Genomic DNA, 23,151 nt, shown 5'->3' with positions numbered 1-23,151 from the left:
GCAACGACACAAGGGAGCCGAGACATGAGCCTCGACGTGCTGGCCGCCGGCATTCTGGCAGGCGGCCTGTACGCCCTGATCGGCCTGGGAATCTCCCTGGTCTTCGGGGTGCTCGGACTGATGAACCTGGCACACGGCGAACTCGTCATCGGCGGCGCCTACCTGGCCTCGCTGCTCGTCGTGGACGCCGGCTGGGACCCGCTGGCCGCGCTGCCGCTCGCCATGGCCGCCATGGCACTGATCGCCTACCCCCTGCAGCGCTACCTGCTCACACCCCTGCTGAGGGGCAGCAAGAGCGCCCCGCTGGTGGCCACCTTCGGCCTCTCGCTGCTGGCGCAGGCGCTCTTCCAGGCCGCCTTCGGCACCCACCCCAAGGCGCTGCCCGCCTCCTATGCCGACACCGGCCTGTCCGTACTCGGCATGCGGGTCCAGACCGTCTACGTCATCGCCTTCGGGCTCACCATCGTGCTGTGCGCCGCGACCCACCTGGTGCTCACCAGGACGCGGGCCGGCAGCGCGGTGCGGGCGGCCTCGGCCGACCCCGACACCGCGGCCGTACTCGGCATCGACGTCAACCGCGTCTACGCCATGACCTTCGCCGGTGCGGCGGCGCTCGCCGCGGCCGGCGGAGTGCTCACCGGCGTGGCTCAGAGCTTCACCCCCAACAGCGGCCTGCCGCTGTTGCTCACCGGCTTCGCCGTGATGGCCCTGGCAGGCATCGGCAGCGTGGGCGGCGTGCTGATGGCGGGCGTGGCGCTGGGTGTTCTGCAGTCCGTCAGCGTCGGCCTCTTCGGCGGCGGCTGGCGCGACGTGGTCGTCTACCTGGCCTTCTTCCTCGTCCTCGCGGTCCGCCCGCAGGGCCTGTTCCGAAAGGCGCATGCCGGATGACACTCACGCCCACTCTGCGGCGCTGGTGGCCGGCAGCCGCACTGCTGCTGGCCACCACGGTCTGTTTCGCCCTCGGGGGCGTGCTCGACAACGGCACCCTCGACCTCGGCGTCACCCTGCTGTGCTACCTGGCCATCGCCCAGGCATGGAACATCCTCGCCGGCTTCGGCGGCCTGGTCTCGCTGGGCTCCGCAGCTTTCGTCGCCACCGGCGGCTACGCCGCCGCGCTGCTGCTCGTCCACACCGGCCTGAGCTGGCCCCTCGCCGTGGCGGCGGCGCCAGTCGCCGCCATGCTGCTCGCCCTCCTGCTGTCCGCCGCGCTGCTGCGGCTGCGCGGCGACTACTTCTCCATCGGCACCCTGGCCATCGCCATCGCCCTCCAGGCACTGATCCGCAACTGGGACTGGGCGGGCGGCGCCAGCGGTGTCACCCTGCCGGTCGACGCCGTGCCCAGCGGCGGCAACCTCTACCAAATCGCCGTACTCGTCGCGGCGCTGGCCATGGCACTCACCCTCTACGCGCGCCACAGCGCTTTCGGGCTCCGGCTGGCAGCGATCCGCGACAACGAACCGGCCGCCGCCGGACTCGGTGTCGCCGTCCGCCGCCACCAGCTCGCCGCGCTGCTGCCCGCCGGCGCGATCACCGGGCTGGCCGGGGCGGTGATCGCCTTCCAGTTCGTCGTCATCTCCCCGGACAGCGTGGCCAGCGTCTCCTGGAGCCTCAACGCCGTGCTGATGGCCGTGGTCGGGGGAATGGGCACCGTGCTGGGCCCGCTCCTGGGCGTGGCCGTCGTCTACTACGGCCTCACCCGCGAACTGCAGAGCCAGCAGACGCTCTCCCTGGTGATCGAGGGCATCCTCCTCATCGCCATCGTCCGCTTCGCCCCGCAAGGCGTGTGGCCACTGCTGTGCCGGGCCACCCGCCGCCTGCTCGGCCCACGCCCCGGCAGCGGCCGTCCGGCGGCCGACAGCGGCAAGGAGACCGAAACCGCCCCCCCGGGGACCGAGCCTCTCGCCGTGGACCTCGCATGAATACGCGGGAGTTCGCCGGCCGCACCGTTCTGATCACCGGGGGCGGCGGCGGCATCGGCTACGCCACCGCGGAGCTGCTGGCCGAGCGCGGAGCCGCCGTGGTGGCCCTCGGGCCCGACGACCCGGGCCTGGACAAGGTCGCCCAACTGCCCCGGTCGGCCGCCGTTCCCGGTGACGCCGCCGACGAGAACGACGTACACCGCGCGGTCGGCGTCGCACTCGGCAACGGGGGCCGGCTCGACGCGGTGGTGTGCTGCGCCGGCATCGGTACCTTCGGCACCGTCCTGGACCCGGAGCCCGTCTGGCGGGACACGCTGCGGGCCAACCTGGACACCGCCTATGTGACAACGCGCCGCGCACTGCCCGCGCTGATCGACACCGGCGGGGCCATCGTGCTCGTCTCCTCGCTGGCAGGGACGCTCGCCGTGCCCGGCTCCGCCGCCTACACCACCTCCAAACACGCCCTCATCGGCCTCACCCGGTCGCTTGCCGCCGACTTCGGCCCCCTCGGGGTACGCGCGAACGTGGTCTGCCCCGGTGCCGTGCGCACCGCGATGCTCGACCGCGTGATGGACGAGGCCGGCTCCCGCTCCGGCCTGGACCGGGATGCCGCCTACCGGCATGCCGGCTCACTGGTGCCCCTGCGCCGGGCCGCGGAGCCGTCGGAGATCGCCGAGGTCATCGCGTTCCTCGCGGGTCCGCGGTCGGCGGTCGTCACGGGGGCCGTACTCATGGCGGACTGCGGTGTCTCCGCGGTCGACCTGAGCCTGTCGGCACTCGACCAGAACATGACCCATTAACAGAGACAGCGGTCCTGAAAAAGGAGATATCGGCAATGATCACCGGTCTGGGACACACCGGCTTCTGGGTGCACGACCTGGAGAGGATGCGCGACTTCTACAGCCGCGTGATGGGGCTGACCGTCACCGACGAGGACGAGGAACGGGGGATCGTCTTCCTGTCCGCACGCCCCGACGAGGAGCATCACGAGTTCGTGCTCCAGCGCGGCCGCACGGCACCCGACGGAGCCAAGCTCACGCACCAGGTCTCCTGGCGGGTCGACTCCCTGGAGTCGGTCATCGACTTCCACCACCGCTTCCGCGCCGAGGGCATCGAGGTCCAGCAGGAGGTCACCCACGGCAACGCCATCGGGATCTACTTCTTCGATCCCGAGGGCAACCGCAACGAGGTCTATCTGCGGCTGGAGCGCGACGTCCGGCAGCCCTTCCGCAAGACGATCGACCTCGACCAGTCACCCGATGAGGTCCTCGCCGAGGCCGAGCGGCTGCTGGCCGAAGGGGGCCCCGCGTACCAGCCCGTCCAGTGAGCCCGCCGCCCGTCCCGACGACCCCACGGAGCCCACTTCATGACCGAACCGACACCGGCAACCGGCCCTCTTCTGGCCCAGGCCCGGGCACAGACTCCGGCCGCTGCCGGCCCTGCCGTGCTGATCGTCGGCGCGGGCCCCGTCGGCCTGACTGCCGCCCACCTCCTGGGCTCGCTGGGCGTACAAGTCCTGCTGGTCGAGCGCAACTCCACCACCAGCGACGACGCCAAGGCGATCAGCCTGGACGACGAGTCGCTGCGAACCCTGCAGTCCGCGGACCTGGCCGGCGCCGTGTACCCGATCATCGTGCCCGGCACCGGCACCAAGTACTTCGGTGTCGGCGGCCGCACCCTGGTACACGCCCGAGGCAGCGGCGACCGCCGCTTCGGGCACCCCTTCAAGAATCCCTTCGCCCAGCCGGACCTGGAGCGCGTGCTGCGCACCGAACTCGTCCGGCACCCGAACATCGAGGCCCGGTTCGCCACCGGCCTGAGCGGACTCACCCAACTCCCGCACGGGGTCCGGGTGACGCTCCACCGGGGCGACGGCCGGCATACCGAGGAACTCACGGCCGACTACGTGCTCGGTTGCGACGGCGGACGCAGCACGGTGCGCCGGCTGCTGTCCGTCCCGATGCGGGGGCGCAGCTTCCCCGACGACGTGTGGCTCGTGCTGGACACCCAGGAGGACCCGCACCACGAGCGATACGGCATGCACATCGGCGACCCGTCCCGCCCGACGGTGATCGTGCCCGGCCGCGACGGCCGCTGCCGTTACGAGTTCCTGCTCCGGCCCGGCGAGGGCGCCGCCTGGCAGGAGCCGCCGTTCGAACTCGTGCGACGTCTCCTCCAGCCGTACCGGGAGATCACTCCGGCGCAGGTGGAGCGCGCGGTCGCGTACAGCTTCCACGCGCTGCTCGCCGAGCGGCTGCGGGTGGGCCGCTGCTTCCTGCTCGGCGACGCCGCGCACATGATGCCCCCGTTCGCCGGCCAGGGACTCAACTCCGGTGTCCGGGACGCGGCCAACCTCTCCTGGAAACTCGCGGAGGTACTGGCCGGGCGGGCCGGCGACGCCCTCCTGGACACCTATGACGTGGAACGCCGACCGCACGCCCAGGCCGTGATCGACCTGTCCGTCCGGCTCGGCCGGACCGTCATGACCACCAGCCGCCCGCAGGCGTACCTGCGGGACCTGCTGGTACGCGCCGCGTTGCTGACCGGCCCCGGACGCCGCTACTTCACCGAGATGCGCTACCGCCCCGACACCCGGGTACGGACCGGAGCCGTCGTCCGGCCGGGGGGCCGAGCACACCCGCTCGTCGGCGCGCTGCTTCCGCAACCGAGGGTCCTGCACGGGCCCGGCTACCGACTCGCCCTGCTCGACGACGTCCTGGGCACCGGCTGGAGTCTGCTGGGGGTGGGCCTCACCGAAGCCGACTGGACCTCCGCGAGAGGGGCCGGCCTCCCGTACGGCACCGAGGTGGACGTGGTCATCGGCGACCGGGCACTCGGCCGCGTCACCGACCGGCCCGAGATCACGGACGCCGACGGCGGGCCCGGGGCATTCCTCCAGGACCTGGCAGGGCACTTCGTCCTGGTGCGGCCCGACCGCCTGGTCGCCGCCGTCTTCCCGCCCCACCGAGCCGCGCAGGTCGGCCAGGAGCTTCGCCGCTTCGCGTTCGCCCCCACGGCGGACCCTCCTCCCAAGATCTTCGCCCCTGGCAGCCACACCGACACCGGTATCGAAGGAGCCACCCTGTGAAGCTGAGCACCGTCCGTCTTTCCAGTGACCGTGAGAGCACCACTGCCGCCCGGCAGGAGGGCGATGCACTCGTCCTGCTGCCGTACTCCGACGTCGGCGCCCTGCTGGCCGCGGGCGACGACTGGCCGCAGCTGGCCGCAGGGGACGGGGAGCGCGTCCCGCTCGACGGGGCGTCCTTCGCCCCCGTCGTGCCCCATCCCAACAAGATCGTCTGCCTGGGCCTCAACTACGCCACCCACATCAAGGAGATGGGCCGCCCGACCCCCGCGTACCCCACCCTGTTCGCCAAGTACGACGGCTCGCTGATCGGCCCCCATGACGACATCCACATGCCACCGGTCAGCGACGACCTCGACTGGGAGGCCGAACTCGGTGTCGTCGTCGGGCGCCGCGGCCGGCACATCCCGCGCGAGAAGGCCCTGGAGCACGTCGCCGGGTACACGGTTGTCAACGACGTCACCGTACGGGACTGGCAGCACCGCACCCGGGAGTTCCTCTCAGGCAAGACCTTCGAGGCCACCACCCCCGTCGGGCCGGCACTCGTCACTCCCGACGAACTCCCGCCCGGTGCCTCGGGGCTGACCATCTCCTGCCGCGTGGACGGCCACACCATGCAGAAGTCCAACACCGCCGACCTGCTCTTCGACGCCGCCGACGTCATCGCCTACGTCAGCGCCATCATCACGCTGCTGCCGGGCGACCTGATCTGCACCGGCACCCCTGGAGGCGTCGGCGCCGGCCGCGACCCCAAGGTGTTCCTGCGGCCCGGGCAGGAACTCGTCACGACCGTGGAGGGCATAGGCGAACTGCGCAACACCGTGGTCAGGGACCGGCTGTGAGCGTGACGGACATGCCCCCCACCGGACCGAGCCCGGCCGGTAGAGTGTCCGGCATGTCAGGAACAGCGTCCCCCAGTTACCGCGACCGTAACTCCACGGCCGACCGCGCCCTCGACATCCTGACCATGTTCGACGACACCCACCTCGTTATCTCGGGAACCGAAGTGGCCGAGCGGCTCGGAGTCGCCCGCTCCACCGCGTACCGCTACCTGCAGAGCCTGGTCGCCGGACGTTTCCTGGAAGAAGCGCCCGGCGGCGGCTTCCGGGTCGGCCTGCGGGTCCTGGAGATCGCCCGGCTGGCACGCCGCAGCTACGGTCTCTCGGAGGTCGCCCTCCCCTCGATGCGGAAACTCGCCGAAGAGGTGCAGGAGACCGTCCTGCTCACCCGCCGCGCAGGGGACCTGGTCGTGTGCGTGGACCTCGCGGAGAACGAGACCCGGGCGGTACGCATCTCCTACGAGCGCGGCAGCGCACTGCCCCTCAACGCCGGAGCGGCAGCCCTGGTCCTGCTCGCCTGGAGCGCCGAGGACGAGGCACGCCGACTGCTGGAGGCCGCCGAGCTGCACCGCTTCACCCCGGCCACCCTCACCGACGTCGACGCACTGGTCGAACGCCTGGGCCGCATCCGCCGGCTCGGCTACTCCATTACCCGCGGCGAACTCGACCCCGACATCGTGGGCATCTCCGCGCCGATCCGGAACGAGGACGGGCAGGTCGTGGCAGCGGTGAGCGTGGCCGCCCTCGCCTCCCGCCTGTATCCGGAGGCGGAGGCGGAGGTCGCCCAGAAAGTGCTGGCCATGGCAGGCGAGATCAGCGAACGTCTGGCCCTTGCCGCCGCCTGACGCCCTTGCCGCATTTGGGGATCGGCCTTCCCCCGCCCCGTCGAAACGGGACGGACTGCTTGGCGGCCGCGGCGCGTGGCGCAGGACGTCCCACGGTGTCAGACCGCATTGGGCAGGTACAGCCAGTCCGTATGGGTGTAGTCATCCACGGCCCGGCCGGTGAAGATGTGGTCGCGCAGGGTTTTGCCGATCCCGTCCGTGTGCCAGATCTCGCCCCAGCTGCGGGCGGTGCGCTGAACGCCGGTGGCGCGGGGCACGCGCTCCTGCTCGTAGGCGGCCAGCACCCTGCCGTAGTCACCGCCGTGAGCGCCGAGCAGACGGCCGAGGGCTTCGGCGTCCTCCAGGGCCTGGCAGGCACCCTGGCCCAGGTACTGCAGCATGGGGTGCGCGGCATCGCCGAGCAGCGCCACCCGACCGGCGGTGAAGCGGTCGGCGGGGTCGCGGTCGTACGTCTTCCAGTGCCGGCTGCGGTCGACGAGCCCAACGCCGCGACGCACCTGGTCGCAGGTGCCGGCGAACCGTGCGTCGAGTTCGTCCGGACCGCCCCAGTCGTCCTCGCCACGGGCGAAGGCGTCGCTGCGGAACACGGCGACGGTGTTGCGGAGCTCGCCGCGACGGATGGGGTACTGGATCATGTGCAGGCCGGGGCCGATCCACAGCACGACGCTGCTGGCGTCGATGTGCTCGGCGGCGCCCTCCGCCGGCAGGGTGCCGCGGTAGGCGGCGTAGCCGGAGCACACCAGCTCGTCCTGGACGACGAGCGGCCGGACGGCGGAGTTGAGGCCGTCGGCGCCGATCAGGGCCTCTGTCTCGTACGCGCTGCCGTCGGCGCAGTTGACGCGGACGGCTCCGGAGGCGGGGTCGCTGACCTCGGTGACCTCCTTGCCGTTCTCCAGCGTCACCAGGTCGCTGTCGCGGCACGCCTGGAGCAGGATGTCGAGCAGGTCGCTGCGGTGCATCACCACGTACGGCGCTCCGTAACGCTCCCGGAAGCCGGTGCCGAGGTCGAGGGCTGTCAGGTATTTCCCGGTCACGGCGTCCATGAACACCCCGCGCTCGGGGAAGACCGCGACCTTCTCGATCTGCGGGTAGAGGCCGAGACCGGCCAGGACCCGGATGGCGTTGGGTCCGACCTGGAGGCCGGCGCCGATCTCGGTGAACGCGGGGGCGCGTTCCAGCAGCCGCACCTGCTGTCCTGCGCGGGCCGCGGCGAGGGCGGCTGCCATGCCGCCGATGCCGCCGCCGACGATGAGCAGCGGGACGCGTGTCGCGTTCGTCATGATGCCGTCCTCGTGGGCTCGTCGGTCACTTGTGGCTGGGGGCGGGCGGCGGAACGGGGCCGCGGGAGGCTCCCGAGGTGGGGCAGGGCACGGCGCCCTCGGCCGACACCGCCACACGCAGGCGGCCGATGCGGGCGACGGTCAGTTCGACGACATCGCCGTCCTCGACGGGGGCGACGCCGGCAGGGGTGCCGGTGGTGAGCACGTCGCCGGGCTCCAGCACGGCGACCGTGGAGGCGTAGGACAGGAAGCGGGCGGCCGACCAGATGAGTTCGCTGGTGCTGGCCTTCTGCCTCGGTTCGCCGTTGACGGTCAGTTCCAGGTCGATGTCCTCGGGGGAGCCGAGTTCGTCCGGGGTGACGATCCACGGCCCGAGCGGGGTGAAGGTGTCGAAGGACTTGCGGGTGGAGCGGTCCTCGCCGCCGCGCATGGTGATGTCCATCAGGCCCGTATAGCCGAAGACGTGGTCCAGTGCCTGCTCGGGTGTGACATGGCTGGCCCGGCGTCCGACGACGAGCGCGAACTCGGCTTCGTGGTCGAAGCGCCGGTCGGTGTAGGGCAGGCGCACGGTGCCCTCGGGGTCGAGGATCGAGGACGGTGACTTCAGGAAGAAGCCGAGCGAGCTGATGTGGTACGCCTCGTTCATCTCCGACTGGTGGTCGCGGTAGTTGACCGGTGCCGCGACGATTTTCGTCGGGTCGGGGACGGGGGCCAGCAGCCGTACCTGGCCGAGCGGGAAGCCGTCGCCGGGGCCGGCGGCGGACGCTGTCTGTTCCAGCAGCGGCCGGACGGTGGCGAATTCGGTGATCAGGCGGCGGGCCAGGCTGTACGGGGCCGGGGAGAGGCGCTCGGCGAGCTGGTCGGTGACGTCGAGGACGCGGCTGTCACGGACGATGCCGATGCGATCCTCGTTGAAGCGGGCGATGCGCATGGGTCTCCCAAGGGTGAACGGTCAGTTGCCGGCGACGGTTTGGGCGTCTTCCGTGACCTCTTCGGTCCGGTACAGGGCGAGGGCTTCCAGGACGGGGGCGTCGCTGACGGTGAACAGGTCGAGGGCTTCGTGTGCGAGCACGCGCACCGCCGTCCAGGACGGGACGGCGATCAGGTCGCCGGGTTCGATGTCGTGGTGCGTGCCGTCGAGGGTGACCGTGCCCGAGCCCCGGAAGACGGCGACGAGGGACGAGCCCGTGCGCCTCACGGCGGGCGCGGTGTGGCCGGGCAGGTAGCGGTCCATCTCGCAGCGCATGGTCGGCATCACGTCGCGGCCGCTGGCCGGGTCGGCGTAGCGGATGTGCGCGTGGCCGGAGCGGGTGGCCCGGGAGGCCGGTTCGGAGAGTTGGCCGGCCAGGGCGCGGTCGGTGTCGGCCCATCGGTAGCGCAGCAGGGGGGAGTGCGCGGGCGGCGAGGCGGTGGTGCCGCCGGGCAGCAGGCCGGGACCGCCTCCGAAGCGGCGCTCGGACGCGGAGTGCCCGGCCGGTGAGGTGGTGGCAGCCGTCCTGCCGTCGCCGCCTTCGAAGAACACCGCGCCCAGTCCTTCCACGAGCGGCAGGTCGAGGGCGTCGAACCAGGTCATCGGGGTGTCGCCGGGGTTGTGGTGCTCGTGCCAGGTCCAGCTGGGGGTGAGGATCAGGTCTCCGGCGGACATGGCCAGCGGGTCGCCGTTCACCGCGGTCCACACTCCCTCGCCCTCCAGGACGAAGCGCAGGGCGGCGGGGGTGTGGCGGTGGGCCGGCGCCGTCTCGCCCGGTCCGAGGTACTGGACCGCGCCCCAGAGGGTCGAGGTGGCGTACGGCAGTCCGCCCAGGCCGGGATTGCTCAGGGACAGCACCCGCCGGTCGCCGCCGCGGCCCACGGGCACCAGACGTCCGGCCCGCTCGCCGAGGTCGCGCAGGTCCTTGCCCCGCCAGAGGTGGGGGACGGCCTTGACGGCAGGGGTGGGGGTCAGCAGCCCGCGCAGTCGCCACAGAGGCTGGAGATCCTTTTCCGCGAGGTCGTCGTAGAGAGCGTGCAGCGGGGGATCGGCAGGTGCGTCAAAGCGTCGAGTCGTCATCTTCCGTCTCCATCTCATGTCTCCCCGTTTTGCCTCTCTGCGGTCTTCTCCCGCAGGTCAGTTCGTGCAGTTACTAAATACGGAAGAAAAAGCCCGCGGCTACGGCCGGGTGATCCTCCTGAGCAGTGCGAGCAGTTCCCTGCGCTCGTCCGCGGTGAGTTCCGCGGTCAGTTCCTCCTGGACGCGCAGCACCGCGGGCGTGACGTCCCGCAGAACCTGACGTCCCTGCGCACTGAGCGTGAGCAGCCTGCGGCGGGCATCGTTCGGGTCGACGTCGCGCAGGACTTCACCGCGTGCGACGAGCCGCTTCACGATCTCGCCGGCGGGCGCCTTGGCCAGGGCGATGCGGTCGGCCAGCGTGGTCTGGTCGATGCCCGGCTCCCGCGCCAGGCGGTAGAGCACGCCGTACTGGGGGGAGGTCGGCCTATCGCCCACGGCGGCCGTCCAGAATTGGGTGTGGCGCTGCTGGGCCACTCGGACCAGGTGGCCGGGGATACGGGACGGATCCGCGGGCAGGCCGACGATTTCGGGCAGCTTCTGCCCAACCGGCTGACCGGTCGCCACCTCGGCGACCGTCCCCAGCAGCCGCAGAAACCGCCCGGTCCCGGCATCACCCAGCGGGGCGGTCAGCCGCAGTTGCACCTGCGCCGCCCAGGGCGCACAGGCCCGCAGGGCGGTGTCGCCGGCCACGGTGAGCCGAAGGCTGTTGCGGCGCGCGTCCGCCGCGGCGCGCTCTCGCTCGATCAGCCCCGACTGTTCGAGCCGGGCGACGAGCTCGGCGACGGTGGCCTTGTCGAGGCCGGCGGCCTCGCCCAGGGTGCGCTGGTCGATGCCCGGCCGCAGCGCCAGCCGGTGGAGCACCGCGAACTGCGGCGAGGTGCAGCCGCCGGGCACCAGCTCCTGCCACAGACGATCGTGCACCTGCTGCGCCGTGCGCAGCAGGCTGCCCGGAGCGAAGACCTCCTCATCGGGGACGAGCAGCCGGTCCGCCATCGCCGCACATCCTTTCGACGGTGCCACCGCGCCGCTGTTGGCTCGGAGTCTTTGGTTCGTGCCGTTACTAATACTGGCATGAAGGTTCCTCGCTCTGTCAACTCGCGGAACGGGCCACTCGTGCGGCGGGCGGAATGTTTTCAGCGCGGGCCCACGCCGGTCATTCGTGGGACTTGGCCGCCCGGAGCCCGTGACGGTCCAACCGCTCATCGGGACAAGCGACTTGATCGCTGTGCAGGACAACGTCGGCAAGGCCGTCCGCGGGACCGCAGAACGAACAGCTGACGGAGGCAGCCCATGTTCAGGATCCGGGCCGGGGCCGCCTTCGGCAAGGAGCATCATCACTGCGTGGCACTGGACACCCGAGGCGAACAGCGGCTTTCACACCGTACCGGCATCGACGAGCCCGAGCTGCTGGAGTTCATCCGGGATGTGCCGCTCGCGTGCTGGCCAGGGACCGCATCCGTGCGTGGCGGTCAGGGAGGGCGGGTGCCCTGCACCAAGCCCTGCGGGTACTGGACCAGGACGCCGGAAGGGCCCTTCACCGGTGGAAAGGGCCCTTCGGCGGCCTACTCCGAGCGCAGACCGTCCGGCCGCATCAGCCTCAGCAGCGGCGGCAGGCTGAGCATGGTCACCAGCAGGACGACGGCGGCGCCGATTCCGGTCATCGACAGCACACTCGTCCAGTCCACGTCCACCGGCCTGTTCATCATCTTCAGCAGGACCGCGCCCAGTGCCAGCCCGACCGCCGTGGCCAGCGCCAGGCCGAGACCGATAGGGATCGCCGTCTGCCACAGTACGGACATGCTCAGCGTGCGGCGCCGGGTGCCGAAGGCGATCAGCGACGACAGCAGCTTGCGGCGCTCGCGCAGCTGCTCCAGCTGCGACACCAGCAGACTCGCGCCGATCAGGGCCAGCACGCAGGCGGCGCCGACGAACAGGCCGGTGCGGATGGAGGCGTAGCTGTCCGCGCGCTTGCTGGACACCGACATCACCGGGTCGCCCGGCAGGCCGAGACGGCGGGCCGTGTTCCGCGCGTAGTCGGGTGCGTCCGCCAGCCTCTGGTCGAGCGCGAGGTAGATCCGCCCGGAGACACCCTGCGCGGCGCCCGAGGGCAGTGCGCCCGGCGTCACCAGGAAGCCACCGCGCTTGAACCCTTCCGGGTCCTTGATCGACTGCGCCTGCTTCATGTCCGCCGGCACGGTCAAGGGCGTCGGCCTGCGAATGCCACCGGAGCCGAAGACAACGCCGAACCACAGCGTGCTGCCGGGCTTGGACATGCCAGGCGCACTCTCCCCATCGCGGCCACCCCGGACGACGAAGGAGTCACCGTCCTTGCAGGAGGGTAGGGAAGCCACCATGCGCAGCGATGCGCAGTCGGCGACGGTGACCCGGGAGACATGGCGAGGGGATTCGCGCCGGTCGGTGACGTGACCCTCGTCGAAAGCGTAGGCGTTCGCAACGCCCTTGGTCGCCTTGAAGGCGGCCGCCGCTCGGGCGAGCGGGACGTGGTTCCTCACCTCCGTGTGCATCTGGGCCCGGGTGAGGTCGTTGGTCGTGGGCTTGGTGTACTCGGCCTCCAGTGCGGAGAACAGCATCTGCAGTGCGATGGCGCCTGCCACCGCGACCGCGATGCCGTTGACCATGCGGGCGGCCGTGCCGCTGCTCAACTGGAGCCGTCGGACGGCAAGTTGCCAGGCGATCCCCCCGGAGCCGAGCCGGCTCACAACCCTCTCCACGACCCACGGCAGCAGCGCGGTCACCCCGACGAGCAATAGCAGGACGCCACCGGCGACCTGGAACTGGTTGAACTCTCCGCTGTCGCGGCCTTTGCCGATCATCGGGTAGAGCATTCCGATCCCGCCCAGCGGCAGCAGCAACCGCCACCACAGCCGGCGCCGCGGAGGCTTCGCGGTGCGCACGACGCCGAGCGGCTCGATCATCACGCCCCGCAGCGCGAACAGGGTGACCAGCACGGCGGCCGCCGGTACAGCGACCGCGACCAGCAGGGCGAGCAGGGGGGAAGGGGTCAGATAGCTCGGGAACACGCTCACGTCGAACAGGTCCACGGAGCCGGCGATCTCCCGGCAGATCAGGAAGAAGACCGTGCCGAAGACCAGGCCCGCCACGGAGCCGGCGAGGGCCTCGCCCGCGGCGATCCGTCGGGTCATCCGGCTGTCCGAGCCCACCAGCCGCAGGGCCGCGAGTCGCCGGTCCCGGCGCTCGCCGCCGAACCGTACAGCCGCGGCGATGAAGACGCCGACCGGCATCAGCAGCACCAGGAACACGACGAGGGCGAGCAGGACGAGGACGGGGTCCGTCTTCTCCGGGGCCAGACGGGGGACACCGAAATGGTCGATGCGGGCGATCCAGCCGTTGTCCTCCGTGACCACGAGGTCATTGGCGCCGCGGTAGAAGGCGAGTTCGTGGGAACCGATCAGTCCGGGCTCGGCGATGGTGCCGACGATCCGCTCCGGCAGCCGCTCCCGCAGCATCTTCCCGTCGCCGGATGCCAGCAGCCGCTTCAGCGCGGGGGAGACCACCATCTCGCCCACGCCGGGGAACTTCGAGACCCCCGGCGGCAGATGCGCCTCGGGGCCCTCGGGCTGCAGCGCCCGCCCGCGCACCTCCTTGTCGCGGAAGGTCGTGCTAGCCACGCCGACCAGCAGTGTGTCGTCCGCCTTCTTCATCGGCGGGTTGCTGCCGGTGATGTCGGTGCGCGCCTTTTCCCGGTCGTGCCGGACGGCCAGCGCGTTCGGGATCGCGGTGGCGAGCAGCAACAGTGCCACTCCGAGTCCCACGCCGACGGCGGTGAGCAGCATTCGCGCCCAGCCGTCCCGCCCGCCAGCGAAGGCGAATTTGGCGCCCATGGTCAGGTCCCTGGGCCACTGACTTGCTCTCATACGGCGCGCTCCATGGCCCGGGACTTGCCGTCCCGTACGACGATCTCGCGGTCCGAGTAGGCGGCGACCCGTGCCTCGTGCGTGACGAGCACGACGGCCGCGTTGGTCGACCGGGCGGCCTCGGTGAGCAGCTCCATCACGCGCTCGCCGTTGAGCGAGTCGAGGGCGCCGGTGGGCTCGTCGGCGAACAGCACCCGCGGGCTGGTGACCAACGCCCGGGCTACAGCCACGCGCTGCCCCTGGCCGCCGGAGACCTCGCCGGGCCGCTTGCCCTTGAGGTCGTCGACCTCCAGCCGTTCCATCCAGGACAGCGCGGTCCGCTCGGCCTCCTTGCGGGAGGTCCCGTTGAGCCGGAGCGGGAGCGCCACGTTCTCGACGCAGGTGAGTTCCGGGACGAGCTGCCCGAACTGGAACACGAACCCGAACTCGGTGCGGCGCAGCTGGCTCCGCTGTGCGTCGTTCATGCGGGCCATCTCGCGCCCGTTGTACGTGATGGATCCGGAGTCGGGCGGCACGATTCCGGCGAGACAGTGCAGCAGGGTCGATTTGCCGGACCCGGACGGGCCCATGACGGCGACGACCTCGCCGGGGTGGATCGAGAACTCGGCGCCGTCGAGTGCGGTGGTCGGGCCGTAGGCCTTGCGCAGTTCGCTCGCGGCGAGCAGAGAACTGGGAGGGGTCGAGGTCATCGGGCCGTCACCGCCAGAGCGAGTTTGTCGAGGCGCGCGGCGGTGAGTTCCAGCCAGCGCAGATCGGCTTCGAGGTGGAACAGGGCGTGGTCGCAGATGAGCTGGTCGGCGAGGTCGCCCTTGCGCTTGCGGTCGGTGAGGATGCGCATCATCCGCAGGTGCTCGGCGCGCTGCGTGTCGAGGATGTCACCGGCGTTGCGGTGCGTGAGCAGCGCGAGGACGACCTTCGTGTAGAGGACCGACTGCAGATACGGCTCGGGCTTCTCGGGCGTCGCGAGCCACCGCTGTACGTCGGTGATTCCGGCGTCGGTGATGGCGTAGCGCTTCCGCTCGGGCCCGTCGCCGGCCTCGATGCCGTCGACCTCGACGAGCCCGTGCTTCAGCAGGCGGGACATCGTCGAGTAGACCTGCCCGTAGTGCAGCGGGCGATCGTGACCGAACTTCTCGTCGAAGGCCCGCTTCAGGTCGTAACCGTGTCGGGGGCCGGACTCCAGGAGTCCTAGAAGGGTGTGACCGATGGACATGGGGAGGACTATACGCACGAGGTATACGTCGCGTGTATACGCACTGTGTATAGATGACGATTGGGCGCATGTCCGTGCAGGTGGGAGCCGGTTGTCAAGATTAGGCAAAGGGAAATCGGCTCCGGCTGGTGTTGGGCCTGCAGGCCACGACGGTCACCTTGATCGCCGATTAGAACGGCCGCCCGTCCGGTGCCCTGCGTCCTGGCCGGGATGTACGAGGCCACCGCCGGAGTCAGCTCCGTCGAGATGGTGTCCCGCCGAGACACCGCTGGCGAATTTCGGTGTTGTCAGGCGGGTCGGATGCGGGTGATGTGCGGGGTCCTGGGGTGCTTCAATCTGTTCGGTCAAGGCCTGTGGGCTTGGTCAGGCTGCGTCCCTTGTCTGCGGGTGTCCTGTTCAGAACTGGGGCGCCCAGGGGCCAGGGGCGGATCTGCAGAGGCATCCATTGGGCCAAAGCCGCCCAGGCCGCAGCCGGGTCGTCACTTTGCTTGACCGCCACGAGCAGCTCCAGCAGCTGCGAATTTCACGCGTCCTTGCACGTATCGATCTCCTTGGCACGGTTCTTGCCCGATGCGTCTCCAGCCGGGAACCGCCCGGGCTCCCAGGTCCTGCGGGCCGGCGTTGCCGTACGCGAAGTGCTGTGCGCTCTCGTCACGGACGTTGGTGCGCAGCCGGATGTGCCGTAGTCCCTTGTACTGGTCGGCGTCGAGGGGCCTGTCGGGGTGGAACGCGAGCCGGTCGGTGACCAGGTGAGGGTTGGTCAGGGCCGGGCAATCCGACCGGATGTTCTGGGCCAGGACGAACAGGGGCGAGATCGCCACCGTCGCAGGACTCGGCCACGCAGTCGGCGAAGACTCCTGGATCTCCGGTTTGTCGAACGTGCGCAGACGGTTACATCCGGCCAGCATGACGACGGCCTGATGGTAGGTGACCCAGCCGGAGAGGGGCAGACGCACCATGACGTTGAGCCGGTCGGGCACGCTCGCCACGGCCAGGGGCATGACGGTTCGGAAATCACCGGTGCGGCGCACCACCCGCAGACCCAGGCAGGCAATGTCGGCCAGCTGATGCTCCGTGGTGCCCTGCCACGCCGGAGGCTGGATCAGGCCGGTCTGCCGGATCAGCAGGTCACCGACTGCCCTGCGGGTGCGTTCCCGCTGGCTCTTCGCGCTCTCCGCTTCCGTGCCGTCTTCCTCGTCGCCGCCGCTGTCCGGTGCGGCCGCGGCAGGTGGCACCGTGCCGCCGCCACCTCCGCCACGCCGCGCAGATCGAGGTGTTCCAGCGGCTGGTCGGCGTCCGCGTCCAGCAGCCACCGCCCGTGCCGCACGCACACCCGCTGCCGGCGCGGCAGATACCGCACCGCCCGCTGTGCCTGCCCGGTGCGCCGTGCGGTGCACGACCGGCAGGCGAACGCCGCGTCTCCCGCGACCGCGCCCGCCGCCTCGCCTGCGCCATTCGGTCTCCCGCCCGGTGCTGATCTTGGGATCGTCCACGGTGAAGGCGGGCAGAGCGCGCGCCAGCACCGCTGGTTCCACCCCGCACAGTTCGGCGAGCACATCCCGCCCGGCCTCGTTGAGGACGACCTCCGCGTCGGCCCGCACACCGCCGCCCTCGTGCCGGGCGGGGGAGTTGCGGCACGTCCACAGCCGCAGCACACCGGCGGCCGCCAGACCGTAGCGGTCCGCGACCCGGCTGATCAGTTCCCCGGCCAGCGGCACGGTCCGTACCACCCCTGCTGCCACAGCTCTCCCCGTATCCGTTCCTGTTCTCCTGCTACCGGCACCCCCGCCCCGGGCTACAGCTCGAACTTGAGGTTGAGGACGTCGGTGAGCTTCACTTCGAGGCCGTGGGCGCGGCGCCCGTTGTCGCGGGAGTACACCTCGCCCAGGGCTTCGGCGGCGATCTGGCGGAGGTCGTCCTCGTCGACGCCTGCTTCCTGGGCTTGGAGGAGGCGGGCGGCGTGGCGGGGCGGCAGGGCGAGGGTGAGGTGACGCACCCGGGCCTGGTCGGTGGTGCCGGGGGCAGCGGTGTAGCCGAACCGGGCGTGGACATCGATCATGATGCCGCTCGTGGAGGCGGCGGCCTCCTTCGCCCTGGCCCGGATCTGCGGCTGCCAGCGCGTGCGGACTTCGCGTTCGAGGCGCTCGGCGAGGTGCGGCCGGGGCTGTTTGATCTGGCTGTTCACATACCGTTCGACGGTGCGCTGGCTGATGCCGAGCAGTTCGGCCACGCGCCGGGTGCTGCGCTGGTGCTGGCGGACCAGGTAGCGCATCTGCGCCCCGGCGGACTTGGGAACGGGACGCGTGAACGCGCCCTGCACCGCCTTGTCGAGTTCTTCTGCGACCGTGACCATCGCCTTCAGGAAGTCGGCCGGGGACAGCTTCTCCGCGACGCCGAGGTCCGCCATGGTGGCGACGTAGGCGTCGCGCAGCCGCTTGTACCAGCCGTCCAGGAACCGGCCGCTCTCACGGCGCACCCACGCCTGAAGCGGCGTGACGTCGTAGCCGAGTTCGACGGCGTAGGCGACCGTCGGCGTGGCGTACCAGGCCGGGCCCTCGGGGCGCTTGCCGGTCGGCGTGAACGGGCTGGGCAGCAGCGCGCCGTCGAGGTCGCGCCACTGCTTGCCGACCTTCACACGGGCGAGGTCGACGTGGGAGAGGTCGACCAGCCAGGAGCCGGGCACCGCCGCATCGAAGGCGGGGCGGGTGACGTGCACGGGCGGCGTGGCCAGGCCGACGACGGCGCCGTTGGCGGCCGCGCCGAAGGCGAGGTTCACATCCAGGCCGACCAGGTGCCGCTTCATGCACTCGTCATCGCTCAGGTCCCGCGCCCAGTCGTAGGCCTCCTCGAACAGCCTCTCGCCGGGCCCGCTCGTAGTGCTGGACCGAGCGATGTGTTCGTGGCGGACACACGAGGTGCGTCAATGGCGACGGACAGCCGGAACATGATTGGCCATGGCAGCCATCAGGCGATTGGGTCGGCCAAGCCCGGGTTGGGGTGGTCGAGTTGGGTGTAGGTGCCGTGCAGGTCGGAAACGTTGGGTTCCACTTGAGTCAGCGGGCGGTCGTGGTGCCGTCCTGGTGTACGGGCGCGTCGGTGCGTGCCGTGATGGTCTCCAGGCTGACGCCTGGAGCGGTCTCGACCAGGGCGAGGCCGTCCTCGGTGATGTCGAGAACGCCCAGGTTGGTGATCACCCGGTGCACACAGCCTTCGCCCGTGAGTGGGAGCGTGCAGTTCTTGAGGATCTTCGGGCTGCCGTCCTTGGCGGTGTGATCCATGAGGACGATGACGCGACGGGCTTCGTGGACCAGGTCCATGGCGCCGCCCATCCCCTTCACCATCTTGCCGGGGATCATCCAGTTGGCGAGGTCGCCGTTCTGCGAGACCTGCATGGCGCCGAGGACGGCGGTGTTGATGTGGCCGCCGCGGATCATGCCGAAGGACAGGGCGGAGTCGAAGAAGGACGCGCCTGGCAGGACGGTGGCGGTCTCCTTGCCGGCGTTGATCAGGTCGGGGTCGACTTCCTCATCGGTGGGGTAGGGGCCGGTCCCGAGGATGCCGTTCTCGGAGTGCAGGACGACGTGAACGTCCGGCGGGAGGTGGCCGGGGACAAGGGTGGGCAGGCCGATGCCCAGGTTGGCGTAGGAGCCGTCGGTGAGTTCGGCGGCGGCGCGGGCTGCCATCTGGTCGCGGGTCCAGGCCATCAGGAACGCACCGTCCTCTTCTCGATCTGCTTGTCGGCAGCGTCATCGACGCTCAGTTCGACGACCCGCTGGACGTAGATGCCGGGCAGGTGGACCGCGTCGGACGCAGTTCGCCCGGTGCGACGAGCTCCTCGACCTCGGCGATGGTGATACGGCCGGCCATGGCTGCGAGAGGGTTGAAATTGGCGGCGGCCTTGCGGAAGACGAGGTTGCCGTGGTGGTCGCCGCGCCAGGCCCGCACGAGGGCGTAGTCCGCGGTGATGCTGTGTTCCAGGAGGTGCGGGCGGCCCGCGAAGGCCCGGGTCTTCTTGGGCGGCGACGCGACGGCGACCGAGCCGTCGGGGGCATAGCGCCAGGGCAGTCCGCCCTGGGTGACTTGGGTGCCGATGCCCGCGGGGGTGTAAAAGGCTGGGATGCCGGCGCCGCCGGCCCGCAGACGTTCGGCGAGCGTGCCCTGCGGCACGAGTTCCACTTCCAGTTCGCCGGACAGGTATTGGCGGGCGAACTCCTTGTTCTCGCCCACGTAGGAGCCGGTGACGCGGGCGATCCGGCCGGCGGCGAGCAGGACACCGAGGCCGCGGCCGTCCACGCCGCAGTTGTTGGAGACAACCCGCAGCTCGCCCGCGCCTTGTGTGTAGAGGGCACGGATGAGGACGTCGGGGACGCCGCTGAGGCCGAAGCCGCCGACGGCCAGTGAGGCACCGTCGGGGATGTCGGCGACCGCCTCGGCGGCGGTGTCGCGGACTTTGTTCACGTGCAGCCTTTGCAGGTGGTGGCGGGGCGATGCGCGCTTCGTGAGGCAGGCCGACGCCGATCAGACCTGGGTGTGCAGGGGGCCCGAGTTGTAGGTGATCGCGTCGGTGAATGCCTGGGGCAGGTCGAAGGGGTGGCCGGTGGTGTCGGCGTAGGCGCGGTGCAGGTTGAGGACGATGCGTTCCGCGTCGGGCAGGTCGGCGAATGGGCCGAGGCGGCAGGTGCGCGCCGCTTGCAGGGGTGTGAGGCCGTCGCGCAGGCCGGCCTGGGCTGTGGTGTGTACGAGTCGGTAGTACGCGCGGTGCTGGTCGAGCACCTCCGGCAGGGCGTGTGCGCCGACGACGGGGCCGTGGCCCGGTACCACGTGTTCGGGGGCGAAGGAGGCGATCCAGTCCAGGGAGCGCAGGGCACCGTCCAGGGAGCCCATGAACACCAGCGGGGTGACGCGGTGGAAGAGCAGGTCTCCGGCGAACAGCACTCGTTGTTCGGGGAGCCAGGCGATCAGGTCGCCGCTGGTGTGCGCGGGGTGGCCGGGGTGATGGAGTTCGATCGGATGGCTGTCGCTGTGCAGGGTGAGTGCTGTGCGGATGGTGAGATCCGGGGCGCGCCGGGTGATCGCGCCCCAGTCGGGCACGGGCTGCCAGATCGGCGGGCAGCCGTCGATGACGGTGTCGGTCAGGATGCCTTCGCGGGTGGCTTCGTGCGCGATGACCACTGTCGTGCGGGGCAGCAGGCTGTTGCCGTGGGTGTGGTCGCCGTGCAGGTGGGTGTTGACCAGGTAGCGGATCGGTGTGCCCGGTGCCGCCCGGCCGACGGCGCCCAGCAGGCCCCGGGTGCGGTTCTCGGTGGCGCAGGTGTCGATGAGGACGGTGTGGTCGTCGGTGGTGACGAACCCGGCGTTGTTGATCCACCAGGAGCCGTCGTGCTGTATCCAGGCGTACACGCCGGGGGCCACGGCGTGGGCGGTACCTGCAGTGTCCGGTGCCGGGCTCTGGGCGGGGGGCATCAGTGGCCTCCGTGGGGTGGGAGGGCGTGCGGGTGCGAGGTGGCCCGCAGATCGCCGGCGGGGCGCTCGGCACGCTCGGTCACGCGGCAGGTCTGGGTGCCCAGGTGCTCGACGCTGAGGGTGACGGTGTCTCCCGGGGCCAGGGGAGGGTGGGCGTCGAGTCCGCGGCGTCCCCACAGTTCGGCCAGGCAGCCGCCGCCGCAGGTCCCGGAGCCGAGGATGTCGCCGGTGCGGACCTCGGTGCCCCGCGAGGCGTAGGCGATCATCTGGGCGTAGCTGAAGGCCATGTTGCTCCACAGGTCCTCGCCGACGACGGTGCCGTTGACGGCCGCCGTCATCCGCAGGCCGTAGGCATTGCCCGCGCGGTAGGGCTCCAGTTCGTCGGGGGTGACGAACACCGGGCCGAGTGTGGTGGCGCTGTCCTTGCCCTTTGTGGGGCCGAGGCGAACCTGCATCTCCGTGAACTGCAGGTCGCGCGCGGACCAGTCGTTCATCAATACGTATCCGGCGATGTGGGACTCGGCCTCGTCGACGCTCAGGTCCCGGCCGCCTCGGCCGATCACGGCGGCGACCTCCAGTTCGAAGTCGAAGCGCGTGCAGCCGGGCGGGATGCGCACATCGTCCTGTGGGCCCTGGACGGCGTAGGGATTGGTGAAGTAGAAGGCCGGAGCCTCGTACCACTGCTCGGGCGGGCCTGTCTCCGGTCCGCCGAGCCTGGCCACGCCCTCGATGTGGCTCTCGAAGGTCATGAAGTCACGCACGGTCGGCGGCTGGGGAATCGGCGCCCGCAGCCTGAGCGCGGCGTAGGGGTGCACGGCGCGGGGATCGCGCAGCGCGTTGTCCGCGGCGTCGTGCAACCGCTGCGGGCCGTCGAGCAGGTCGATGAGACGGATACCGGGCGGCAGCGCGTGGACGAGGTCGTCGGCGTCGAGTACGCCGACGCGGTCGTCGCCGTCGCCGTCGTTTTCGGTGTAGGTGACGAAGCGCATGACTACTTTCCGGGCTGCTGGGGTTCCGGAGTCGTCCGGAGTTCCGACGACATACGGGCGATGAGGGCCCAGCCCTCCGGAGGGGTGCCGGGCAGGGGGCGCCCGGCGTCGGCGAGCCGGCCGAGGACTGTTTCGGCTGAGGCGTCAGCCCGTGCGAGCAGGGCCGGAAGGTCAGTGCCGGTGAGTCGGCCGTCGCGCTTGGCGAAGCGGCCGGCGACCAGGACGTGGCGGACGTCGGCGGGGGTGGTCTGGAAGACGAGGGTGCCGGCGGGGTCGAGATGCGGGTGCTGGGACATTCCGGGCCCGCCGGTCACGATGATGTCGGCCTGCTTGCCAGGGGTGAGGCTGCCGATGCGGTGATCGAGTCCTATCGCCTCGGCCGCGTTGACCGTGGTCCAGGCCATGGCCTCCTGCGCGGTGACGGTCACGGTCGTGGGGTCCGCGCCTGCGAGGTTGAGCTCCTCGGTGTCGGCCCAGCGCTGGAAGGCCAGGCCCATGCGGGTCTGGGTGAACAGATCGCCGGTGTTGAGGGAGACGATGTCGCAGGACAGGGTCGGTTTGATGCCGTGCCGGCGGGCCGCGGCGAAGGCGGGGCGGCCCATGCCCATGTTGAGTTCGGTCTCCACCGAGATCGACAGCTTGGCGCCGTGGTCGGCCAGCAGGCGCCACTCCTCGTCGGTGAGGGTGTTGCAGTGCACGTGGACCTGGTCCGGTCCGAGCAGGCCCGCCGCGGCGAATTCACGCACCCCGCTCGGCAGTGACCACACGCAGCCGGTGTGCGTGACGATCAGCGCGTCGCGTTCGCGGGCGGCGGCGATCTCGGCGCGGGTGGTGTCGAACGGCAGCGTGCCGTACTCGGTGAGCGCCACCCCGAGGGTCAGCAGCGCGTCCCGGCTCGGGAAGTGGGCGTCGGCGACGCGCCGGAAGTCCGCCAGGCGCAAGGCGTGGTCGGTGAAGTGCGGCGGCTGGAGCGGGTTCGACTCGAAGAAGCCGTAACCGAACACCGCGCGGATCCCCGCGTCCCGCAGCCCGGTGATCGCGGCGTCGGCGTGCTCGGGCGTGTTGTTGCAATGCGAAAAGTCCAGAATCGTGGTGACGCCGGAGTTCAGAGCGTCCAGGGCGCCGAGGTGATTGCCCAGGTGGACGTCTTCGGCGAGGTAGGCCGGTGAGACGCCGAGCCGGATGCCGAACAGGTAGTCCGCCAGGGTCCAGTCGGCGCACAGGGCGCGCAGCTGCGTCTGCCAGGTGTGCCGGTGGGTGTCGATCATGCCGGGTGCCACGATGTGTCCCGTGACGTCCACCGTCTCCGTCTCGTCGACGGAGAGGTCCGGTGCCACCGCGGCGATCACACCGTCCTCGATCAGCACGTCTCCACGGGGCAGGTTCCCCAGGTGCGGATCCATGGTGAGGACGGTGCCGCCGCGCAGCACAACGCGATGCCGAGCCATGATGATGACTCCTTCGTCATCCGAGCCACAGAGGCAGTGCCTCCCGTGGACTCACCTCACCAGAGGAGCACGCCAGGGATCATCAGCCGAAACGGTTGTGAACCGGCCGTGACCGAGGTGTTGA

The 23,151-nt window shown here is 70.8% G+C and carries 20 protein-coding genes and 2 pseudogenes; 7 read left to right on the top strand and 15 right to left on the bottom strand.

The genetic code is table 11. From position 1 onward, the window contains the following. The first annotated feature begins 24 nt into the window (after window positions 1-24). From OG622_RS01135 to OG622_RS01105, 7 genes are read left to right on the top strand one after another with little or no spacing between them, the layout of a single operon-like run. Window positions 25-888, top strand: coding sequence for a branched-chain amino acid ABC transporter permease (locus tag OG622_RS01135; protein WP_371572426.1), 864 nt, complete (start codon window positions 25-27; stop codon window positions 886-888). Beyond that, window positions 885-1,919 carry a branched-chain amino acid ABC transporter permease gene (locus OG622_RS01130; protein WP_371572425.1) on the top strand — a complete coding sequence of 345 codons (1,035 nt, stop codon included), beginning with the start codon at window positions 885-887 and terminating at the stop codon, window positions 1,917-1,919. Before OG622_RS01135 ends, OG622_RS01130 begins: the two co-directional genes overlap by 4 nt. Continuing rightward, on the top strand, window positions 1,916-2,719 hold the full coding sequence (locus OG622_RS01125; protein WP_371572423.1) for an SDR family NAD(P)-dependent oxidoreductase: 804 nt from the start codon (window positions 1,916-1,918) through the stop codon (window positions 2,717-2,719). The genes OG622_RS01130 and OG622_RS01125 overlap by 4 nt, the downstream gene beginning before the upstream one ends. Window positions 2,720-2,754: 35 nt before the next feature. Further along, window positions 2,755-3,246 carry a VOC family protein gene (locus tag OG622_RS01120; protein WP_371572422.1) on the top strand — a complete coding sequence of 164 codons (492 nt, stop codon included), beginning with the start codon at window positions 2,755-2,757 and terminating at the stop codon, window positions 3,244-3,246. 39 nt (window positions 3,247-3,285) lie between these two features. After that, a complete protein-coding gene (locus OG622_RS01115; RefSeq protein WP_371572420.1) occupies window positions 3,286-5,007 on the top strand; it encodes an FAD-dependent monooxygenase in 1,722 nt (573 codons plus the stop codon). Continuing rightward, entirely contained in the window at window positions 5,004-5,846 is an 843-nt protein-coding gene (locus tag OG622_RS01110) for a fumarylacetoacetate hydrolase family protein (protein ID WP_371572419.1), read from the top strand. The genes OG622_RS01115 and OG622_RS01110 overlap by 4 nt, the downstream gene beginning before the upstream one ends. Window positions 5,847-5,899: 53 nt before the next feature. Then, window positions 5,900-6,688, top strand: coding sequence for an IclR family transcriptional regulator (locus OG622_RS01105; RefSeq protein WP_371572416.1), 789 nt, complete (start codon window positions 5,900-5,902; stop codon window positions 6,686-6,688). A gap of 98 nt (window positions 6,689-6,786) precedes the next feature. On the opposite strand, the gene OG622_RS01100 is transcribed toward OG622_RS01105, so the two are convergent. From OG622_RS01100 to OG622_RS01030, 15 genes and pseudogenes are all read right to left on the bottom strand, one after another. Then, on the bottom strand, window positions 6,787-7,968 hold the full coding sequence (locus OG622_RS01100; RefSeq protein WP_371572415.1) for an FAD-dependent monooxygenase: 1,182 nt from the start codon (window positions 7,966-7,968) through the stop codon (window positions 6,787-6,789). 25 nt (window positions 7,969-7,993) lie between these two features. Beyond that, window positions 7,994-8,899 carry a fumarylacetoacetate hydrolase family protein gene (locus tag OG622_RS01095; protein WP_371572413.1) on the bottom strand — a complete coding sequence of 302 codons (906 nt, stop codon included), beginning with the start codon at window positions 8,897-8,899 and terminating at the stop codon, window positions 7,994-7,996. Window positions 8,900-8,920: 21 nt separating this feature from the next. Beyond that, window positions 8,921-10,018, bottom strand: coding sequence for a cupin domain-containing protein (locus tag OG622_RS01090; RefSeq protein WP_371572411.1), 1,098 nt, complete (start codon window positions 10,016-10,018; stop codon window positions 8,921-8,923). 99 nt (window positions 10,019-10,117) lie between these two features. Beyond that, window positions 10,118-11,011: a MarR family winged helix-turn-helix transcriptional regulator gene (locus OG622_RS01085; protein WP_371572410.1), complete on the bottom strand. Its 894-nt coding sequence runs from the start codon at window positions 11,009-11,011 to the stop codon at window positions 10,118-10,120. Window positions 11,012-11,580: 569 nt separating this feature from the next. Beyond that, window positions 11,581-13,914, bottom strand: coding sequence for an ABC transporter permease (locus OG622_RS01080; RefSeq protein ID WP_371572408.1), 2,334 nt, complete (start codon window positions 13,912-13,914; stop codon window positions 11,581-11,583). Beyond that, a complete protein-coding gene (locus OG622_RS01075; protein ID WP_371572406.1) occupies window positions 13,911-14,603 on the bottom strand; it encodes an ABC transporter ATP-binding protein in 693 nt (230 codons plus the stop codon). The genes OG622_RS01080 and OG622_RS01075 overlap by 4 nt, the downstream gene beginning before the upstream one ends. Next, window positions 14,600-15,127, bottom strand: a complete 528-nt coding sequence (locus tag OG622_RS01070; RefSeq protein ID WP_371572404.1) for a PadR family transcriptional regulator — start codon at window positions 15,125-15,127, stop codon at window positions 14,600-14,602. The genes OG622_RS01075 and OG622_RS01070 overlap by 4 nt, the downstream gene beginning before the upstream one ends. A gap of 479 nt (window positions 15,128-15,606) precedes the next feature. Beyond that, complete coding sequence (locus OG622_RS01065; protein ID WP_371572402.1) at window positions 15,607-16,869, bottom strand: hypothetical protein; 1,263 nt, start codon at window positions 16,867-16,869, stop codon at window positions 15,607-15,609. Window positions 16,870-16,922: 53 nt separating this feature from the next. Continuing rightward, on the bottom strand, window positions 16,923-17,480 hold the full coding sequence (locus OG622_RS01060; RefSeq protein WP_371583974.1) for an XRE family transcriptional regulator: 558 nt from the start codon (window positions 17,478-17,480) through the stop codon (window positions 16,923-16,925). After that, window positions 17,478-17,996 (bottom strand): annotated as a pseudogene (locus tag OG622_RS01055) (transcriptional regulator); the annotation flags it as partial. The gene OG622_RS01060 and the pseudogene OG622_RS01055, both read right to left, overlap by 3 nt. A 184-nt stretch (window positions 17,997-18,180) precedes the next feature. Next, the gene (locus OG622_RS01050) at window positions 18,181-18,831 is read right to left on the bottom strand and encodes a CoA transferase subunit B (RefSeq protein WP_371572400.1); all 651 of its coding nucleotides are present in this window, start codon (window positions 18,829-18,831) and stop codon (window positions 18,181-18,183) included. Continuing rightward, window positions 18,831-19,585 (bottom strand): annotated as a pseudogene (locus OG622_RS01045) (CoA transferase subunit A). The gene OG622_RS01050 and the pseudogene OG622_RS01045 overlap by 1 nt, the downstream one beginning before the upstream one ends. A gap of 60 nt (window positions 19,586-19,645) precedes the next feature. Next, a complete protein-coding gene (locus OG622_RS01040; protein ID WP_371572398.1) occupies window positions 19,646-20,590 on the bottom strand; it encodes an MBL fold metallo-hydrolase in 945 nt (314 codons plus the stop codon). Next, window positions 20,590-21,579, bottom strand: coding sequence for a fumarylacetoacetate hydrolase family protein (locus OG622_RS01035; protein ID WP_371572396.1), 990 nt, complete (start codon window positions 21,577-21,579; stop codon window positions 20,590-20,592). Before OG622_RS01035 ends, OG622_RS01040 begins: the two co-directional genes overlap by 1 nt. A gap of 2 nt (window positions 21,580-21,581) precedes the next feature. Then, complete coding sequence (locus tag OG622_RS01030) at window positions 21,582-23,027, bottom strand: amidohydrolase family protein (protein WP_371572394.1); 1,446 nt, start codon at window positions 23,025-23,027, stop codon at window positions 21,582-21,584. Between the last annotated feature and the right edge of the window lie 124 nt (window positions 23,028-23,151).

It is taken from the genome of Streptomyces sp. NBC_01314, from assembly GCF_041435215.1.
Taxonomy (GTDB): domain Bacteria; phylum Actinomycetota; class Actinomycetes; order Streptomycetales; family Streptomycetaceae; genus Streptomyces.
Note: the sequence above shows the minus strand (reverse complement) of the source record. Positions and strands in the feature narration are given on the sequence as shown.

Excerpts from the sequence above, each read along its gene's own strand:
- OG622_RS01075 (WP_371572406.1), bottom strand. The coding sequence starts at position 14,603 with ATGACCTCGACCCCTCCCAGTTCTCTGCTCGCCGCGAGCGAACTGCGC.
- OG622_RS01125 (WP_371572423.1), top strand. The coding sequence starts at position 1,916 with ATGAATACGCGGGAGTTCGCCGGCCGCACCGTTCTGATCACCGGGGGC.
- OG622_RS01030 (WP_371572394.1), bottom strand. The coding sequence starts at position 23,027 with ATGGCTCGGCATCGCGTTGTGCTGCGCGGCGGCACCGTCCTCACCATG.
- OG622_RS01105 (WP_371572416.1), top strand. The coding sequence starts at position 5,900 with ATGTCAGGAACAGCGTCCCCCAGTTACCGCGACCGTAACTCCACGGCC.
- OG622_RS01090 (WP_371572411.1), bottom strand. The coding sequence starts at position 10,018 with ATGACGACTCGACGCTTTGACGCACCTGCCGATCCCCCGCTGCACGCT.
- OG622_RS01050 (WP_371572400.1), bottom strand. The coding sequence starts at position 18,831 with ATGGCCTGGACCCGCGACCAGATGGCAGCCCGCGCCGCCGCCGAACTC.
- OG622_RS01070 (WP_371572404.1), bottom strand. The coding sequence starts at position 15,127 with ATGTCCATCGGTCACACCCTTCTAGGACTCCTGGAGTCCGGCCCCCGA.
- OG622_RS01135 (WP_371572426.1), top strand. The coding sequence starts at position 25 with ATGAGCCTCGACGTGCTGGCCGCCGGCATTCTGGCAGGCGGCCTGTAC.
- OG622_RS01095 (WP_371572413.1), bottom strand. The coding sequence starts at position 8,899 with ATGCGCATCGCCCGCTTCAACGAGGATCGCATCGGCATCGTCCGTGAC.
- OG622_RS01080 (WP_371572408.1), bottom strand. The coding sequence starts at position 13,914 with ATGAGAGCAAGTCAGTGGCCCAGGGACCTGACCATGGGCGCCAAATTC.
- OG622_RS01085 (WP_371572410.1), bottom strand. The coding sequence starts at position 11,011 with ATGGCGGACCGGCTGCTCGTCCCCGATGAGGAGGTCTTCGCTCCGGGC.
- OG622_RS01040 (WP_371572398.1), bottom strand. The coding sequence starts at position 20,590 with ATGCCCCCCGCCCAGAGCCCGGCACCGGACACTGCAGGTACCGCCCAC.
- OG622_RS01130 (WP_371572425.1), top strand. The coding sequence starts at position 885 with ATGACACTCACGCCCACTCTGCGGCGCTGGTGGCCGGCAGCCGCACTG.
- OG622_RS01100 (WP_371572415.1), bottom strand. The coding sequence starts at position 7,968 with ATGACGAACGCGACACGCGTCCCGCTGCTCATCGTCGGCGGCGGCATC.
- OG622_RS01115 (WP_371572420.1), top strand. The coding sequence starts at position 3,286 with ATGACCGAACCGACACCGGCAACCGGCCCTCTTCTGGCCCAGGCCCGG.
- OG622_RS01035 (WP_371572396.1), bottom strand. The coding sequence starts at position 21,579 with ATGCGCTTCGTCACCTACACCGAAAACGACGGCGACGGCGACGACCGC.
- OG622_RS01060 (WP_371583974.1), bottom strand. The coding sequence starts at position 17,480 with ATGGTCACGGTCGCAGAAGAACTCGACAAGGCGGTGCAGGGCGCGTTC.
- OG622_RS01120 (WP_371572422.1), top strand. The coding sequence starts at position 2,755 with ATGATCACCGGTCTGGGACACACCGGCTTCTGGGTGCACGACCTGGAG.